This window comes from Candidatus Thiodiazotropha endoloripes (assembly GCF_001708965.1).
Classification (GTDB): Bacteria; Pseudomonadota; Gammaproteobacteria; order Chromatiales; family Chromatiaceae; genus Thiodiazotropha; species Thiodiazotropha endoloripes.
In genome coordinates this window covers 1-17,361 of record NZ_LVJW01000003.1, presented here as the reverse complement: position 1 = coordinate 17,361, position 17,361 = coordinate 1, and the positions used below count along the sequence as shown (strand labels likewise).

The 17,361-nt window shown below is 54.7% G+C and carries 11 protein-coding genes; 6 read left to right on the top strand and 5 right to left on the bottom strand.

From position 1 onward, the window contains the following. Nucleotides 1–523 precede the first annotated feature (523 nt). Entirely contained in the window at nucleotides 524–2,905 is a 2,382-nt protein-coding gene (lon, locus tag A3193_RS00070; protein ID WP_069004176.1) for an endopeptidase La, read from the top strand. A 43-nt stretch (nucleotides 2,906–2,948) separates the two neighbouring features. On the opposite strand, the gene A3193_RS00065 is transcribed toward lon, so the two are convergent. Then, complete coding sequence (locus A3193_RS00065) at nucleotides 2,949–3,203, bottom strand: hypothetical protein (protein WP_069004175.1); 255 nt, start codon at nucleotides 3,201–3,203, stop codon at nucleotides 2,949–2,951. Nucleotides 3,204–3,642: 439 nt separating this feature from the next. On the opposite strand from A3193_RS00065, the gene A3193_RS00060 reads away from it, so the two are divergent. Together A3193_RS00060 and A3193_RS00055 are read left to right on the top strand one after the other, a co-directional pair. Beyond that, nucleotides 3,643–4,839 (top strand): NnrS family protein, encoded by a 1,197-nt coding sequence (locus A3193_RS00060; protein ID WP_069014681.1) that lies wholly within the window; start codon nucleotides 3,643–3,645, stop codon nucleotides 4,837–4,839. A gap of 158 nt (nucleotides 4,840–4,997) precedes the next feature. After that, nucleotides 4,998–5,318, top strand: coding sequence for a sulfur globule family protein (locus A3193_RS00055; protein ID WP_069013754.1), 321 nt, complete (start codon nucleotides 4,998–5,000; stop codon nucleotides 5,316–5,318). A 92-nt stretch (nucleotides 5,319–5,410) separates the two neighbouring features. Here A3193_RS00055 and A3193_RS00050 read toward each other — a convergent pair whose 3' ends face one another. Then, nucleotides 5,411–6,157, bottom strand: a complete 747-nt coding sequence (locus tag A3193_RS00050) for a sulfite exporter TauE/SafE family protein (protein WP_305781986.1) — start codon at nucleotides 6,155–6,157, stop codon at nucleotides 5,411–5,413. A gap of 195 nt (nucleotides 6,158–6,352) precedes the next feature. On the opposite strand from A3193_RS00050, the gene A3193_RS00045 reads away from it, so the two are divergent. Further along, a complete protein-coding gene (locus A3193_RS00045; RefSeq protein WP_069013753.1) occupies nucleotides 6,353–9,787 on the top strand; it encodes an EAL domain-containing protein in 3,435 nt (1,144 codons plus the stop codon). Between the two features lie 72 nt (nucleotides 9,788–9,859). On the opposite strand, the gene ssb is transcribed toward A3193_RS00045, so the two are convergent. Together ssb and A3193_RS00035 are read right to left on the bottom strand one after the other, a co-directional pair. Beyond that, nucleotides 9,860–10,315, bottom strand: coding sequence for a single-stranded DNA-binding protein (ssb, locus tag A3193_RS00040; protein WP_069004173.1), 456 nt, complete (start codon nucleotides 10,313–10,315; stop codon nucleotides 9,860–9,862). Between the two features lie 51 nt (nucleotides 10,316–10,366). Next, complete coding sequence (locus tag A3193_RS00035; RefSeq protein WP_069004172.1) at nucleotides 10,367–11,755, bottom strand: MFS transporter; 1,389 nt, start codon at nucleotides 11,753–11,755, stop codon at nucleotides 10,367–10,369. A 105-nt stretch (nucleotides 11,756–11,860) separates the two neighbouring features. Here A3193_RS00035 and uvrA point away from each other — a divergent pair, with 105 nt between their 5' ends. Further along, the gene (gene uvrA / locus A3193_RS00030) at nucleotides 11,861–14,683 is read left to right on the top strand and encodes an excinuclease ABC subunit UvrA (protein WP_069013752.1); all 2,823 of its coding nucleotides are present in this window, start codon (nucleotides 11,861–11,863) and stop codon (nucleotides 14,681–14,683) included. 5 nt (nucleotides 14,684–14,688) lie between these two features. Here the strand turns inward: uvrA and A3193_RS00025 are convergent, their stop codons facing one another. After that, the gene (locus tag A3193_RS00025; RefSeq protein ID WP_069013751.1) at nucleotides 14,689–16,608 is read right to left on the bottom strand and encodes a right-handed parallel beta-helix repeat-containing protein; all 1,920 of its coding nucleotides are present in this window, start codon (nucleotides 16,606–16,608) and stop codon (nucleotides 14,689–14,691) included. Nucleotides 16,609–16,989: 381 nt separating this feature from the next. Between A3193_RS00025 and A3193_RS00020 the strand changes: the two genes are divergently transcribed. After that, nucleotides 16,990–17,238: a GlsB/YeaQ/YmgE family stress response membrane protein gene (locus A3193_RS00020; protein ID WP_069004169.1), complete on the top strand. Its 249-nt coding sequence runs from the start codon at nucleotides 16,990–16,992 to the stop codon at nucleotides 17,236–17,238. The last annotated feature ends 123 nt before the right edge of the window (nucleotides 17,239–17,361 follow it).

The following is a 17,361-nucleotide window of genomic DNA, read 5'->3' as shown; positions in this document are numbered from 1 at the left end:
TCAATCACCTTCCCTTCAGGTGAATAAACCGTTCCAACCAAACAAAAACCAAGAAAAACGGTAAGTTATAAATGATCGGTTTCGTTTGCAGAGAAAAACCGCTTCAGTAAAAAACAGCAACCGGCTTATCGCTGTATTGCCATCCACGGCAAGCGAAGCGGTCTTTAACCAACATCCGAGATCTCGGCGGTTCGTAAGCTGGCGCTTGAATGATCAACTCCCGGCAGTAAACGGCTCCAGACTCCCCAGGTCAACCACTGTCTCTATCCAGTCTGACCCGAGGGACTTGCAACTGAGGTAACCGTCCCCATATCTCACTGACCACCGGCAGACTCTGAAAGATAATCTCTGTGGTGATCAACAGCCAGCTGAGACATTGTCCGATTGTTAATGCAAAATGGTGGAAAGTGTTCCGATAAACTGAGCATAAACAACCACCGAGAGCCGCACCGAATAAGTCTCTGTTACGATTTTTTCAGGTCAGATCAATCACTCAGAGCAACTACAAACTGAAGGTAGCACGATGTCAGAAGAAGAATATACCCAAGACGAAAACGTCGAAGTCATCAGCGGCAATACCCTGGCACGCCCCAATGAGGTGCTACCGGGCCTGATCCATCTCCTGCCTGTCTCCGCACGCCCCTTCTTTCCCGGCCAGGCGGTGCCACTGCTGATGGAACAGGAGCATTGGGATGCAACCATGGAGGAGGTGGCCAACTCCACACACATGCTGCTTGGTGTTGTCCTCTCTTCATCGGAAAGCGCTGAGTCTGCCACGCCGCAGAGTTTCAAACAGATCGGAACCGTCTGCCGGGTTCATCGCATTCAGCGATCTGAAGGCAGACTGCAGGTTCTGGTTGAGTGCCTGCAGCGGTTTCGCATCAAAAAGGTGATTCGTGGGGAAGCACCTTTCACCGCCAGCGTCGAGTATCTTCCGGAACCCGCCAGTGACAGCAAAGAGATCAAACCCTATGCGGTGGCGATCATCAACACCATCAAGGAGCTGCTGCCGCTGAATCCTCTCTATGCCGAGGAGCTGCGCATGTTCCTCGACCGGTTCGGCCCGGATGATCCTTCTCATCTGACCGATTTCGCCGCCAGCCTGACCACCTCAGATAAATTTCAACTGCAGGGGGTGTTGGAAACCGTCGAGCTGCTGCCACGGATGGAGAAGGTCCTCGAGCTGCTGCATCGTGAACTTGAGGTGGTCAAGGCCCAGGCCTCAATCCGTAAGACCGTCGAAGAGCGGATGGAAAAACAGCAGCGTGATTTTCTGTTGAGGGAGCAGTTGAAGGCGATCCAGCAGGAGCTGGGAATTGAAAAGGATGACCGAACCGCGGAACTGGACAAGTTCAAAGAGCGCCTGGAGAAACTGACACTCTCCGAACAGGCCCAGGCGAGGGTCGATGAGGAGATGGGCAAGCTGGCTGTGCTGGAACCGGGTTCACCCGAATATTCCGTCACCAGAAACTACCTGGATTGGATCACTCTGCTCCCCTGGGGTATCGATTCCGAAGACAAACTCGACCTGCAGTTTGCCCGTAAAACTCTGGATAAGGACCACTACGGACTTGAGGATGTGAAAGAGCGTATTCTGGAGTTTCTCGCGCTTGGTATCATGAAAGGCCAGATTGCCGGATCGATCATCCTGCTGGTAGGTCCTCCCGGTGTCGGTAAAACCTCCATTGGCCACTCCATCGCCGAAGCCCTGGGCAGAAAATTCTACCGCTTTTCAGTTGGCGGTATACGAGATGAAGCCGAGATCAAGGGCCATCGACGCACCTACATCGGCGCAATGCCCGGGAAATTCATCCAGGCGATGAAAGATGCCGGTACCGAAAACCCGGTGATCATGCTTGATGAGATCGATAAGATCGGCGCATCCTACCATGGCGATCCCGCCTCAGCCTTGCTCGAGGTACTTGATCCGGAACAGAACAGTGACTTTCTCGATCACTATCTCGACCTGCGCTTCGATCTGTCGAAAGTGCTGTTCATCTGTACGGCCAATCAACTCGATACCATTCCACGCCCGCTGCTCGACCGTATGGAGACCATCTCCCTGTCGGGCTATATCGCCAGCGAGAAGTTACAGATTGCCCGTAAATATCTGGTGCCGCGCCAACTCGACAGGGCCGGCCTGAAACGTCGGGACATAAAACTCAACAGTCCGGTGCTGCGGGCGATCATTGAAGGTTATGCACGGGATGCAGGGGTTCGCAGACTGGAGAAACAGATCGGCAAGATTGTACGCAAGGCGGTGGTCAAAATTCTTGAGGGGGCGAAAAAACCCATCGACATAACCCTCGACAATCTCAAGGACTATCTGGGTGGACCGCTGTTCAAAGATGAGCGAAACCTGAGTGGCGCCGGAGTTGTGACCGGGCTTGCCTGGACCGCCATGGGCGGTGCGACGCTGAACATCGAGGCGGTCGCCACACACGAGTTCAACCGGGGCTTCAAACTCACCGGACAACTGGGTGACGTGATGCGTGAATCGGCTGAGATCGCCTATGGTTATATCGTCAGCCACGCAGAAGAATTCAAGGTGGATCAAAGCTTCTTTCAAAAAGCCTTTATCCATCTTCATGTGCCAGCCGGCGCCACTCCAAAGGATGGCCCCTCTGCCGGCATCACCATGGCTTCAGCACTGCTATCACTGGCGAGAAACAAACCGGTGCGCAACATTGCCATGACCGGTGAACTGACCCTCACCGGACAGGTGTTTCCAGTCGGCGGTATTCGTGAAAAGGTGATTGCCGCAAGGCGCGCCGGGATCAGGGAACTGATCCTGCCGGAGGATAATCGCAGTGACTATGAAGAGGTGCCGGACCACATCCAGAAAGGTCTCAAGGTCCACTTCGCTTCAGTCTATGAAGATGTGGTACCGCTGCTTTTCCGTTGAAGCCGATATCGACAAGTTGATCCGCTGACCGAACAGCCCAGACTCAAGGCAGCAGGCTACGGCAATCCGCTTCAATGCAAAACGACTCAATGCGGGGGATTTTGACCCAATTCTTTAACCGGCAGGCGATGCAGTGACCCAATTCATTGACCAGACTGACCATCACACCGGTTGCAATCAGAGACCAGAAAACGGTATCGATCCAGGCATAGTGAACCAGGCCTTCGAGCCCATAGACCATAAACGAGAACAGTCCGAACAGCATAGCGATAATCAATCCAAGTAATATCGGTAACATGACTAGCTCCTTATTCATTTAATATAAGTATATTAGTAATTGCTTATTTATACAATTAATTTGATCCTCCTACCACCAACAAGTTCACAGAAATCAATCATTTCTTAAAATTCATTCACTTCAACGGTTTGTCCAACGCGCTTGAATGCACCCCAAACAGCTGTAAATTTGAGACGACGCCTTACAACAGAACGGACCTTTAACCTCTCTATCCGCTTTACCGGGCAACCCCCACTCGGCTGATGCAAAACAATCTGTCACGCCTGACTGATTGTTGGATCCACTCAACCGGGCGGATGGTCCCTTCGGGGGCTAATGATCCAGACCGGCAGAACCAGGACTGCAACGAAACGACCTCGGTCCGGCTTTGATGTATATCAAGGTCTGACGATAACAGCAGTTCTAGGGTTGTCATCTTTCCCTCTTTTAGGTGACAACCTTGAGCACGATTCCTTTGGGTGACCCCGGATCGCCCGCCTCTCCACCCAGGGGTTACGCCCTTTTTGCACTAGGTTTTCGTCCGTTTTTCCTGCTCGCAGCAATCTCCGGACTGGCACTGATGCTGCTCTGGCTCTGGTTTTGGCTCAGCCCGACAGGGTTTAACCACTACTCGCTGGTCGGCTCGCACAGCCATGAGATGCTGTTTGGATTCAGCCTGGCGATCATTGCCGGGTTCCTGCTCACCGCTGTAAGAAACTGGACTGGTATCGATACGCCGACAGGTACCCCCCTGGCCCTGCTGGCCGGTCTCTGGTTTGCCGGCCGGTTATTGCCATTCGTGCCAACGACTCTTGTCGGATTGTTTGTCCTGATCGATCTGCTTTTCCTGCCCGCACTGATTACGGCCCTTAGCCGACCACTGGTGAAAGCGGAGAATCGAATCAACCGACTCTTTCTCCCCCTGCTGGTCATGATGGCCGTCGCCAATCTTCTCTACCACCTTGAAGCCGTGGGTCTCCTGGCGACGAGCAGAAGCGGTATCTCACTGATGATCAACTCAATCCTGCTGCTGTTGATATTCGTCAGCGGCCGGGTACTCCCCTTTTTCACCGATAAGGCGGTTACAGACGCCGCTCCCCGTTTCAGTAAGCAACGGGAGCAGGCCGTTTACGCCTTGTTTCTTCTCTGGGCGCTAAGCGACCTGCTGCTGCCGAACAGTTGGCCACCCATGCTGTTTGCTCTCGGCGTCGCCATCACTCAGGCCTGGCGTCTCTACGACTGGCACCACCCCCAGATCTGGAACAAGCCCATATTGTGGGTGCTGTTTGCAGGATTAGTCTGGCTGGTGGTCGGTTTTCTGCTGAAAGCCATGGCCCAGATCGGACTCTTTGCGGATAACCTGGCCACCCATGCACTCACCGCCGGCGCCATCGGCGTTACCACCCTGGGGATGATGGCCAGGGTGGCTCTGGGTCATACCGGCCGGGAGATCGGTGCCAATCGAGTTATGGTCCTGGCGTTCATACTGATCAATATCGCCGTAGTTATACGGGTCTTCATACCGGTCACCGAACTGCTCAGCTATCCGACCTGTATAACACTCTCAGCAGTTGCCTGGTCCATCTGCTATCTGCTGTTCTCAATAATCTATCTACCGATACTGATCCGCCCCCGCATCGACGGCCGAGCCGGATAGCTTCTGACACCACCCATAGGTCATGACTATAGAATTTAAACACCCGATAGATAAATAGTCTTTGATTATTTTAGTAATTACTAATATTCTTTCGCTCCATGAGTAACGCAGTACTTACTTGTACATTTTCTAACACTTAAAAATTTGAGGAACATCTCATGTCCAAAATCGTTAAAATCGCAGCCGCTGCTGCTCTGATCGCCGCTTCTGCTTCCGCTTCTGCATGGTGGGGCAACCCTTGGAACAACGGCTGGGGCAACGGCAATGACTTCATGGGCGACGGCTTCGGCGACGGTGACTTCTCTTTCAACATGAGTGGTAACGCTCGTGGCGCCGGCAACGGTTATGGTCGTGGTTACAACAACTACTACAACCGTCCTTACTACGGTTACGCTCCTTATGGTGCTCCTTACGGCGCTCCTGTAGCTCCTTACGGCGCTCCTGCTGCTCCTCAGGCTCAGGCTCCTGCTGCCAAGTAATCATCTTTGATGACACTTGGAAACTTGCCCAGGCAAGTTTCAGCCTAAAAAAGGCGGGCCTTGGGCCCGCCTTTTTTTATCCCTCAAACAAATCAGAAGAACAGCAGCTTGATGATAAAAGCTGATAACGCGAGGTAGAGCACCCGGCGAATCAACGCCTCCCCATGAGTGATGGTGGTATGAGCGCCCAACCAGCCTCCAATTGAATTGCCGATGGCCAGGCTGATTCCAATCCACCACATAAGCTCAAGATTGGAAGCAAAAATGCCCAGGGCGAGAATGGTATAGACCAACACAATCAGGACCTTGTGCATATTCACTCGAACCAGATCGAGTCCCAGCACCTTGTGCAGTATCGGCATCAGGATGAAACCGACACCTATCTGAATGAAGCCCCCCCAGAACCCGGCAGCAACCATCAAAAGATGCCCGGCAAACAGATTCTTAGGCTTGCTATCGCCCCCTGTCGGTTTGATTTTATCGTGACCGGTGGCCATCAAAATCATCACGCCCACCATCACCAGCGCCAAAACCCGGTCGAACCATACTCCGTCGAGTTTCACCCCAACCATTGCGCCACCAATCGCCCCCAGGGAAGCCATCGCCGCAAGACTGAAACCCAGCTTGAAATCGGAGTAGCCACGACGCCTGAATGCGGTCACAGCGGTGATATTCTGAGCCAGTATGGCGATCCGATTGGTGCCGTTAGCCACCGGTCCCGAGATCCCCATGAACAGCATCACCGGTATGGTCAGTAACGATCCCCCTCCGGCCATCACATTCAGCCAGCCGGCAGCAACACCAACCATGGCAAGCAGCAGAATCTGCCAGATTTCCACAAAACCACCCCTGCGTATCTTTTTTGATCCGCCTATCAGACTAACAGACTTGATCCAGATCAGTGTATACAGTGTTAAAAAAGAGTTTGTACTGCCGACATATAATTAAATAGCCGGTAATATCGGCTTTATCCCTCCGTCCTAAATTTTGCAGTAATCCGGAAAGTCACTGTCCGACTGCAACCAACAGAGTCAATGAACAACAAAAAGCCTTCATTCATAGCAGTTGTATTTGTTCTTGCTCTATCCATATCATCCGGCCAGAGAGGGTGGACTCTTCAAGCTGAAAACCAGCTTCAGGAGTCGCAGCCATCCCATCTGATTGCGGCTGTCCCCCGCGCCTTCCCCCCCCAGTATGCTGTCAATGCGCAGGGCAGACCCTATGGATTTGCCATCGATGTGATGAACGCATTGGCCGAACAGGCGGGATTGAGCGTGGAGTACCAGATCCATGAGACCTGGCAGGGTGTCCATCAGGCCATAAAATCCGGGCAGGCTGTACTGATCCCCAATATGGGGATAACAGCTGATCGACAGGCTTATGCGGACTTCACCGCACCGGTTGAGACCTTCTCCGTATCACTGTTCGTGCGGGCAGAGACTGAGACGATTAGCTCGTTAGAGGATCTGGTCGGCCACCATGTCGGGGTGATCAAAGGTAATGCGGCCATCAAGCTGCTTGCCGACAAAGCACTGAGACTCGAACATTTTGATCGGTTGTCCGAAGCCCTGCTTGCGCTGTTGAGTGGTCAGATCGACGCCCTCGCCTACCCGGACCCGGTTGTCTGGCGCTATACCCAGCAACTTGGCCTGGATGACCATATCCGCAAGCTCAGCCCTTCGTTGATAGAGATCAAACGCGCCATTGCTGTACGCAAAGGTGAGCCTCAGCTTGTGAAACAGTTGAATCAAGCAGTCGATACTTTCATCCAGAGTGATAGATTCAAGGATATCTACTCCCGCTGGTATGCCACACCCGCCCCATACTGGAATACCCAAAGAACACTGCTCGCAATGTCGCTGCTGTTGATGCTGGTCGCTACCGGCATGTTGGTCTGGCGCTTTCGCAGTCTGCAACAACTCAACCGGCGCCTGACCGTTGAAACCGAGATGCGTCGCGATGCTGAGAGCCAACTGCAGCTGCTCAATGCCGACCTCGAGGAGACTGTGCGCCGCCAGACGGAGGGGCTGGCCGAGGCACAACGCATGAGCAAGATGGGCAGCTGGGTCCTCAACCTGCAGCTGGACTCTCTGGAGTGGTCTGATGAGACTTTCCGCATCTTCGAGATTGACCCGGAGCGCTTTGCCGCCACCTATGAAAAATTTCTTGAGAACGTTCACCCTGACGACCGGGAAAAAGTTAATAACGCTTACCTAAGTTCATTGGAAGAGCAGCAAGATTATGAGATAGAGCACCGCCTGCTGTTTGCCGACGGCAGAATTAAATGGGTGAAAGAGCAGTGTGAAACCCAGTTTGACAGTCATGGGCTACCGATCATCTCCCGTGGCACAGTTCAGGACATTACGGAGCACAAAGCGGCCGAGCGCCAGCTGGCCTTGACCCAGCATGCTCTGGACCATATCTCAGAAGCGGCCTATCTGATCATGCCCGATGGCCACTTCAGGTACGTCAATACTGCCGCTTGTGAAACGTTGGGTTACACAAAAGAGGAGCTATTGAAAAAATCGGTGATGGATATCGATCCCACTCACTCAATCGAGCGGTTTCTGGAGGTCGACAGGAAACTCGAAGAAGCCGGATCACTACGCTTCGAAACCACCCACCAACATCGCGACGGCCACAGGATTCCGGTGGAGATTGTAGCCAACCACATCAAGTTCGAGGATGAAGAGCTCTCCTTTGCTATCGCCCGAAACATCAGTGAGATCAAATCGGCGCAGCAGGAGATCGAGCGCCAACACGCTCTGTTGCAGCAGGTCATCGACGGGGTCAGTGACCCTATCCTTATGATCGACTCAGACTACACGGTACAACTGATGAACCATGCCGCGCGGATAGCCGCCCCGGCCAAGGCACTGGCGTCTGCCCAGCCGAAATGCCATGCCATTTCACACCACATCGACCACCCCTGTCAGGGAGAAGATCACCCATGCCCGCTGGAACAGGTTCTAGAGAGTGAAAAAACCGTTAAAGTGGTTCACAACCACCCGGTACAGGATGGCACGACACGTACCTTCGAACTACTGGCCAACCCCCTGTTTGACAAGCAGGGCAAAGTTACCGGCATCATCGAATCGGGTAGAGATATTACCGACTACCTGAGCGTCGTTGATCAACTCAGAAAAAATCAGCACCGTCTCGACCACATCGCCCATCACGATCCGTTGACCGGCATGCCCAATCGGCTGCTGTTTGTGGATCGCCTGCAACAGGCCATCTTTAAAGCCAAGCGCAATGAAACCAGGGTCGCCCTGTTGTTCATCGATCTGGATCGCTTCAAACAGATCAATGACAGCTTCGGCCACCCGACCGGGGATCTGATCCTGAAAGAGGCGGCAATCCGTCTCAAAGCGATGATCCGGGAAGTCGACACCATCGCCCGAATCGGTGGTGATGAGTTCACCGTTATCCTCGATCAGATCGAGCAGACTCAGGACATCGTAAAGATTACTGAGAAGCTGCTCGGTGCTTTTACCCAGGGTTTCAAGATCCTGGATAAGGAGCTGTTCCTCTCCAGCAGCATCGGCATCAGTATCTACCCCGAGGACAGTGACGACCCGAACACCCTGATACGTAATGCGGACTCCGCCATGTACAAGGCCAAGGAGCTGGGTAGAAACGCCTACAGTTTCTATACCGCAGAGATGACCTCACTGGCATTTGAGAGACTGATGATGGAGAACAGTCTGCGTAAAGCCCTGACCATGAAAGAGCTGGTTCTCCACTACCAGCCGCAGATCGATATCCGCAGTGGCCGAATAATCGGTGTCGAAGCCCTGGTCCGTTGGCAACATCCGGAGCTGGGTCTGCTGCCACCCGCCAAGTTCATTCCACTCGCCGAGGAGTCAGGGCTGATCCGTCCCATTGGCGAATGGATTCTTCGCCAGGCCTGTCAGCAGGCAAGCAAGTGGCGCGATCAGGGTTTCACCCCGGAGCGCATCTCAGTCAACTGCAATCTGTCTGCGGGTCAGTTGAACAGTGAAAACTTTATTAGCGGTATTCAGACTATTCTTGCAGAGGCCGGGATCAACGCCGATCTGCTGGAACTCGAGATTACGGAAACCACCATCATGAACGATCCCGTGCACATGTCGGAAATTCTCAACCGTCTGCGGGATATCGGCATCAGACTGGCGATTGACGACTTCGGTACCGGCTACTCATCCCTCTCCTACCTGAAAGCCCTGCCGATCTCCAAACTGAAGATCGACCAATCCTTTGTACGGGATATTCCCTCCGATGCGGATGACATGGCGATTACCCGGGCCATCATCGCCCTGGGTGAGAGTCTGCAGATGCAGGTGATCGCCGAAGGGGTGGAGACCGAGGCCCAGGCTGACTTCCTGAAACATGAAGGTTGCTACCTGGCGCAGGGATTTCTCTATGCCAAACCGATGAATTCTGAGGATCTGGACCGATACATGACTTCGGTTCAGGCAGATTCCTGAGCCAGGTATAAACTGAAAAAGCCCCAGGAATGGGGCTTTCAGGACGAGTTTCTGTTTCAACCTTGATGCTCTTCAGAATGGAATATCGTCGTCGAAATCGTTGTCAGGCATGGAACTAGGAGCAGGCGCCGGTGCCGACTGTGGCCGCGACATCCCCTGGGACTGGGGTGCATCAAAGGAGGCGCTGCCGCCACGACTGTCGAGCATCTGCATCTCGCTGGCGACGATTTCCGTGGTGTAGCGGTCCTGGCCATCCTGTCCCTGCCACTTGCGGGTACGCAGGCTTCCCTCCACGTAGACCTTGGAACCCTTCTTCAGATACTCACCGGCAATCTCACCCAGACGATTGAAAAACACCACCCGGTGCCACTCGGTCCGCTCCTGCTGCTCGCCGCTGTTCTTGTCCTTCCAGCTCTCGGAGGTGGCCAGGGTGACGTTGGTGACCGCACCACCACTCGGCATGTAGCGGGTCTCAGGATCCTTGCCCAGGTTACCGATGAGTATTACTTTGTTGATTCCTCGTGCCATCTAATTATCTCCACAGCAGGTTAAAGCTCCTTCCACTGGAGCCAAATCCGGCTAGTGTACCTCACCCACCGCATAGTCATCCAGAACCTGCTGGTCGACCACCTGCAGATCGACTTTGAGATAGGCGACCTCGTCCTCGGCGATGATTACCGCATCATCAACCCCGTCGATGGCCATCAATTTGGCTGCCAGCCGGGCAACCTCCGACTCATCCAGCTTGCCCACCGGTAACAGATAGTTGCTCAGGTAGCTCGGATCGGGCATACCTCGGGCGATCAGCAGCCAGACCAGCGCCATCACACCACACAACAGAAACACCCCCTCATTACCAAAGTAGGTATGTATCCAGCCCCCCAGGGCGCCACCAAGAAAAGCTCCGATGAACTGGGAACTGGAGTAAACCCCCATGGCGGTGCCTTTGCGCTCGCCCGGTGCTGATTTCGCAATCAGCGAGGGCAGGGTCGCTTCCAGCAGATTGAATGCAGTGAAAAAGATGAACAGACCGACAACCAACACCAGCAACTGCTGACTGAAACCGTAGAGTAGTGCCGCAGCCAGGCCCAGGGCGGCGATACCACCGAGAAACACCGGGCGCATACGCCGGCGGCTTTCGGCAATGATCACGAAGGGCACCATCATGACCATCGACAGCAGCATCACCGGCAGATAGATCTGCCAATGGGATTCACTGGCCATCCCCAGGTCTCGTAGTGACAGCGGGTAAGCCAGAAACATCGCTGTGAGGGTCATGTGCAGGGTCAGTATGCCCAGATCGAGACGCAACAGCTCAGGATCGGCCAGCACCTTGCCGAACTGACTCGGCACCGCTTCCGCATCCCGATGGAAATGACTCTCCTTCGGCGTCGGCACCACGAAAAGTACGATGGCAACACCGCACAAGGCCAAAACGGCGGTGAGCCAGAATATACCGGGCACACCGATCCAGCTGTTGAGGATCGGTCCAAGAATCAGTGCAACCGCGAACGCGAAACCGATACTGATGCCGATGATCGCCATCATGCGCAAGCGTCGCTGCTCGCGGCTGAGATCCGCCGCCAGTGCCATGATCACCGCCGCAATCGCACCACTGCCCTGCAGGGCGCGCCCAAGAATGATGCCGTAGATGGTTTCCGAAGTGGCGGCAACCACGCTGCCGAAAGCAAACACCAGCAAACCACCGATCAGCACTGGCTTACGGCCGATCCGGTCGGACAGCATACCGAAAGGGATCTGCAGCAGGGCCTGGGTAAGACCGTAGATACCGATGGCGATACCAACCAGCAAAGGCGTCACATCCGGCAGCCCCTCCGCGTAGAGGGAGAAGACCGGCAGAATCAGAAACAACCCTAACATTCGCAGGGAAAAGAGGCCGGAGAGGGAGTAGGCGGCTCGTCGTTCAATTGCATTCAGGCCTGAGCCATTCCCCCGCTTGTTACTCATCGCTAAGTCACTTTGCCAGTCAATAAAAAGAGGGCGTATAGTATCAGGTTCGCTTAGGGCCTGTTAACAGGCCCTAATTCACTGCAGTACTACCACGACAAGATTATGGACACCATCAGTATTCGCGGCGCCCGCACCCACAACCTGCAAAATATCGACCTGGATCTGCCACGAGACAAATTGATCGTGTTCACCGGACTCTCCGGTTCCGGAAAATCCTCGCTGGCCTTCGATACCATCTACGCCGAAGGTCAACGGCGCTATGTGGAATCCCTCTCCGCCTACGCCAGACAGTTTCTCTCATTGATGGAGAAACCGGATGTGGACCATATCGAGGGACTCTCCCCGGCCATCTCCATCGAACAGAAGACCACCTCACACAACCCCCGCTCCACGGTGGGAACGATCACCGAGATCTACGACTATCTGCGGTTGCTGTTCGCCCGTGTCGGCACGCCCAGATGCCCCGAGCACGACACCACCCTGGAGGCCCAGAGCATCAGCCAGATGGTCGACCAGGTGGTAGCCCTGCCCGAGGGGGAACGGTTGATGTTGCTGGCGCCGGTGATCCAGGAACGCAAGGGTGAACACCACAAGCTGCTGCAGGAGCTGCATGCCCAGGGATTCATTCGCGCCCGTATCGATGGCGAGGTGTTCGAACTCGATGACGCTCCCACCCTGGAGCTGCATAAAAAGCACACCATCGAGGTAGTGGTGGATCGCTTCAAGGTGCGGCCGGATCTGAAAACCCGTCTGGCCGAGTCCTTTGAGACCGCACTCAACCTGGCGGACGGTCTGGTGCGGGTCGCCTGGATGAACGGCAACCAGCAGGAGCTGGTGTTCTCCTCGCGGTTCGCCTGCCCCCACTGCGGCTACAGCCTGACCGAACTGGAACCCAGATTGTTCTCGTTCAACAATCCGGTTGGTGCCTGTCCAACCTGCGACGGTCTGGGCATCGAACAGTTCTTCGATCCGGAGAAGGTGGTCGCCCATCCGGAACTCTCCCTGGCGGGTGGCGCGGTGCGCAGCTGGGACAGACGAAACGCCTACTACTTCCAGATGATCTCCTCGCTGGGTCGGCATCTGAAATTCGATCCGGAAACCCCCTGGAAAAAGCTGCCCAAACGGATTCAGAAAGTCATCCTCCACGGCAGCGGCAGCGAAGCGATCGAATTCAGCTACCACAATGAGCGGGGACGCTCGGTCAAGAAGCGTCACCCCTTTGAGGGCATCATACCCAACATGCAGCGCCGCTACCGGGAGACCGAATCGAATGCGGTGCGCGAAGAACTGACCCGCTATATCTCAAGCCAGCCCTGTCCCGATTGCGAGGGTACCCGGCTCAATCAGGCGGCACGGCATGTGTTCATCAAGGCGCATACCCTGCCCGAACTCACCCGGATGCCGATCGGCCAGGTGAAAAAGAGCTTCTCTGCGCTCAAACTGCCGGGCAAGCGGGGCAAGATCGCCGCCAAGATCCTCAAGGAGATCGACCAACGTCTGCACTTTCTGGTCAATGTGGGGCTGGACTATCTGACTCTGGACCGCAGCGCCGAAACCCTCTCCGGGGGTGAGGCCCAGCGGATCCGTCTGGCCAGCCAGATCGGCGCCGGACTGGTCGGGGTCATGTATGTGCTGGATGAACCCTCGATCGGCCTCCACCAGCGGGACAACCAACGCCTGCTCGACACCCTGACCTATCTCAGGGACCTGGGCAACACCGTGATCGTGGTGGAGCATGACGAGGAGGCGATCCGCAGTGCGGATCATGTGGTGGATATCGGCCCCGGCGCCGGGGTCCATGGTGGCAAGATCATCGCCCAGGGTACGGCCAATCAAATTGCAAAAAGTAAGGGTTCACTCACCGGTGAATATCTGAGCGGCAAACGTTGCATCGAGATTCCGGAACGCACCACTGAGATCGATGAGCTGCGCACCCTGGAACTCCTGGGCGCCACCGGCAACAACCTCAAATCGGTGGATCTGGTGATTCCTGTGGGCAGCTTCTGCTGCATCACCGGAGTATCCGGCTCCGGCAAATCGACCCTGATCAACGACACCCTCTACCCGATCTCCGCCGCTGCCCTGAATAAAGCCAATACCAGCCCCTCCCCCTACAAAACCATCAACGGCCTGGAGCACTACGACAAGGTGGTGGATATCGATCAGAGCCCGATCGGCCGCACGCCCAGATCCAATCCAGCCACCTATACCGGTCTCTTCACACCGATCCGGGAGCTGTTTGCCGGCACCCCGGAAGCCCGCTCCCGTGGCTATACCCCGGGTCGATTCAGTTTCAATGTGAAGGGTGGACGTTGCGAGTCATGCAGCGGCGATGGGGTGATTAAAGTAGAGATGCACTTTCTCCCCGACATCTATGTGCAGTGCGATGTCTGTAAAGGCAAACGCTATAACCGGGAGACCCTGGAGATCCACTACAAGGGCAAGACGATCGACGAAGTGCTCAACATGACCGTGGAAGAGGCGCTGGACTTTTTCGATGCGGTGCCGGCGATCAAACGCAAACTGCAGACCCTGATGGATGTGGGACTCTCCTACATCTCCCTGGGACAGAACGCCACCACCCTCTCCGGCGGTGAGGCCCAGCGGGTGAAACTCTCCCGGGAGCTCTCCAAGCGGGATACCGGCAACACCCTCTATATCCTTGACGAACCGACCACCGGCCTGCACTTCCACGACGTCAACCACCTGCTTGAGGTGCTGCACCGCCTGCGCAACCATGGCAATACGGTGGTGGTGATCGAACACAACCTGGATGTCATCAAGACAGCGGACTGGATCATTGACCTGGGACCCGAAGGAGGCGACAAAGGCGGTGAGATCGTTGCCCAGGGCACGCCTCAACAGCTGGCCAAAACACGGGGCTCCCACACAGGAAAGTTTCTCAAAAAGCTGCTGGCCAAGTAGTCTGGTCAAGGCGTCTCATAGGCGCCGAGGTCGGGGGTTGCATCCCTTGGATTACCCAGCATGTCTGTCGTGGGGACAGAGAGGGTCGTACCCCTGTCCCTGGCCGCAGAGTCGCTTTCGAGACGCAGATCGTCAGGCGCATCGAGAAAGCCGGGATCAGCACTTGAAGCCATGCCATCCAGACCGCTGGTTCCACTGTCGAAGCTTGCACCGTAACAGAGATTGCTGTTGACCAGCTGATAGGCATCGGCACTCAGATCGAAATCGTAGCAGCTGTCCCCTGATTGTGGGTTGGCGAAGTAACCGATGTTGTTGGTCACCACATAATCCCCACCCCGCTCACCAACATAGTAGGCTCGTCCACTCGCTGCACCGCCGAAGTAGACACTGTTGTTACGCACCACTGTACCGCTGACATCCAGATCAGGCGCCGCAGTCGACCGGTTGGGTGAGGCAATACCGGTGGCACCGCCAATCAGGGTCTGAATCACAATATTGTTTTCGATGATGCAGTCGACACAGCTGGCGACACCGATCGCGAGATTGCCCACATTGCGCACCAGATTGCCACGGATGACTGCCCTCTGATGGCCTTCCGTGGTTGATCCCGCTGCGTCCACCGTCAACCCCCAACACCCTGGCGAGGGATTACGCTCCTCGATCAGATTGTTTTCGATCAACAGATCAACCGTGTTGTCATTGTGTGCCACCAGACTGGTACCGACACAGTGATCATTCATATCCAGTGCCGAATCACTCAACCAGTTACCCCGCACGACACCATCGCTTTTCATCTGACTGAGATAGACGTTGTGTTGCAGTGCACTGGCATTCAACCAGCCATTGTTGTGAAAACGGTTGCGCTCCAGCCGGGTTCGATGGGTACCCCCCAACCAGCCCATTACCCCATTGTCATGAATATGCGAGTCACTGAGAGTGATATCGCCACTCTCCAGGTCGTTGCTGTTGAGATAGACACCAATGCCGAAGCCATCCACTTCCAGACACTGCATCACAACCTGGTTGAGATTACGAAACAGAAACAGTCCGAATCCCTCGCCATCCCGACTCTGTTTGGATAATTGAAGGTTATGGATCTGGATACCTTGCCAACTCAGCTGATCATCGCTCGGATCGAAAACCATACCATCGACGTTTCCCGCCTGAGTAATCCTGATCGTCGGTCTGGCCTGGACCGAATCGCCATAGTCCTGCAGCGTGCAAGGTGTACCACTGCGGCAGCCTGAAGCACTCAACTGCAGAGCCGTGTCACTATGCCAGACGCCACCACGGCAGAAGGCCAGGTCACTCCCGGCATTGAAGGCGGCTATCGCTGCCATGATGGAACGCTTGGGTGATAAGGCACTGCCGAGATTGGCATCATCTCCGGGCGTGCAATCCGTAACAGCGCCACTCTGGCAATCACAGAGATGAATCACCCTATCGCCCCTATCACTGAGAGTAGCTGGACAGAGATCAAGGTCCGGCCCGTAATCCGGGAGTGCTGCGAGTTGCTGAGGATTGACCGTAATGGTCACGCGATCACTCACCATCTCCCCTGCATCGTCGGTAATCGTTAGAGAGAACTCCAGGTTTTCAAAGCTCAATACTGATGGGGCTGTAAAGCTGGCCACCACCTGATCAGCATTGGTCAGGTCTATGGCCGATCCACTGAGTTGTGTCCACTGGTAGTCAATTACTGTGCCGTCACCATCGCTGCCGCTACCGGCGAGTGTGACACTTTGACCTGCAGTAACCGTCTGATCTGAACCTGCATCAACCTCAGGTGGTGTATTGATCACCGGCGTGGGTTCATCAGTTCCATCTCCACCACCTGCCTCACTGTCACTCTCTCCACCACCACCGCCACATGCCGACATCAATGAGAACAACAAGATGATGATCATCTGCCTTGCCCGGCTCATTGAGTAGCTCCCGATACGACCTGAGTCACCAACAACTTCAACATCCGTAACCCCTTAAACAAACACCCAATCTCTCTATAGATTAAGTGGCGAGAGGCAAAATGGCATCCCCAGAAAGCACCACTGATCAGCAAATCGATACCGTCAAACTCAAAATCTGAATTGAGTTGAGAAATTAGAATTCAGATTCCCGAGCGAAAGCCTGAATCAGCATTTCGAAGCAAATAAACAGCGTGTAACGAATAGTTAACGGGAATGTTCACAATCGTTATCAATGTCGTGCTTTTTCCCAGCGGACAAACTTGTAAACTGCTGACACAGGTCAGTCAGTGAACCATTTCACGACCGATTCATTTCCTGTAATCATGTAAGGAGACCATCATGGATTTGACCTCCCTTTTAATTTTCCTCGCCATTGGCGCAGTTGCCGGCTGGCTGGCCGGTACCTTGATGAAAGGTGGCGGGTTCGGCCTGCTGGGCAACATCATTGTCGGTGTGATTGGCGCCTTTATCGGCGGCTTTGTTTTCAATCTTGTGGGAATCTCAGCAAGCGGCCTACTCGGCTCACTGATCACGGCGGTAGCGGGCGCTGCAATTCTGTTGTTTGTTGTCAGCCTTATAAAAAAATAGAGATATCATTCAATAGATTTTACGGCTGTCCCTTTAACTCAAAATCAACCAAGAAGATACATAAAAGCCCCTCTCCCCCGACCCCTCTCCCGCAAGGGGAGAGGGGAGCCACTCTCGCCATCC

What these genes read in the sequence shown, in the direction of transcription:
- uvrA (WP_069013752.1), top strand. Translation starts at nt 11,861, where the DNA reads ATGGACACCATCAGTATTCGCGGCGCCCGCACCCACAACCTGCAAAAT.
- lon (WP_069004176.1), top strand. Translation starts at nt 524, where the DNA reads ATGTCAGAAGAAGAATATACCCAAGACGAAAACGTCGAAGTCATCAGC.
- A3193_RS00065 (WP_069004175.1), bottom strand. Translation starts at nt 3,203, where the DNA reads ATGTTACCGATATTACTTGGATTGATTATCGCTATGCTGTTCGGACTG.
- A3193_RS00045 (WP_069013753.1), top strand. Translation starts at nt 6,353, where the DNA reads ATGAACAACAAAAAGCCTTCATTCATAGCAGTTGTATTTGTTCTTGCT.
- A3193_RS00020 (WP_069004169.1), top strand. Translation starts at nt 16,990, where the DNA reads ATGGATTTGACCTCCCTTTTAATTTTCCTCGCCATTGGCGCAGTTGCC.
- A3193_RS00055 (WP_069013754.1), top strand. Translation starts at nt 4,998, where the DNA reads ATGTCCAAAATCGTTAAAATCGCAGCCGCTGCTGCTCTGATCGCCGCT.
- ssb (WP_069004173.1), bottom strand. Translation starts at nt 10,315, where the DNA reads ATGGCACGAGGAATCAACAAAGTAATACTCATCGGTAACCTGGGCAAG.
- A3193_RS00035 (WP_069004172.1), bottom strand. Translation starts at nt 11,755, where the DNA reads ATGAGTAACAAGCGGGGGAATGGCTCAGGCCTGAATGCAATTGAACGA.
- A3193_RS00025 (WP_069013751.1), bottom strand. Translation starts at nt 16,608, where the DNA reads ATGAGCCGGGCAAGGCAGATGATCATCATCTTGTTGTTCTCATTGATG.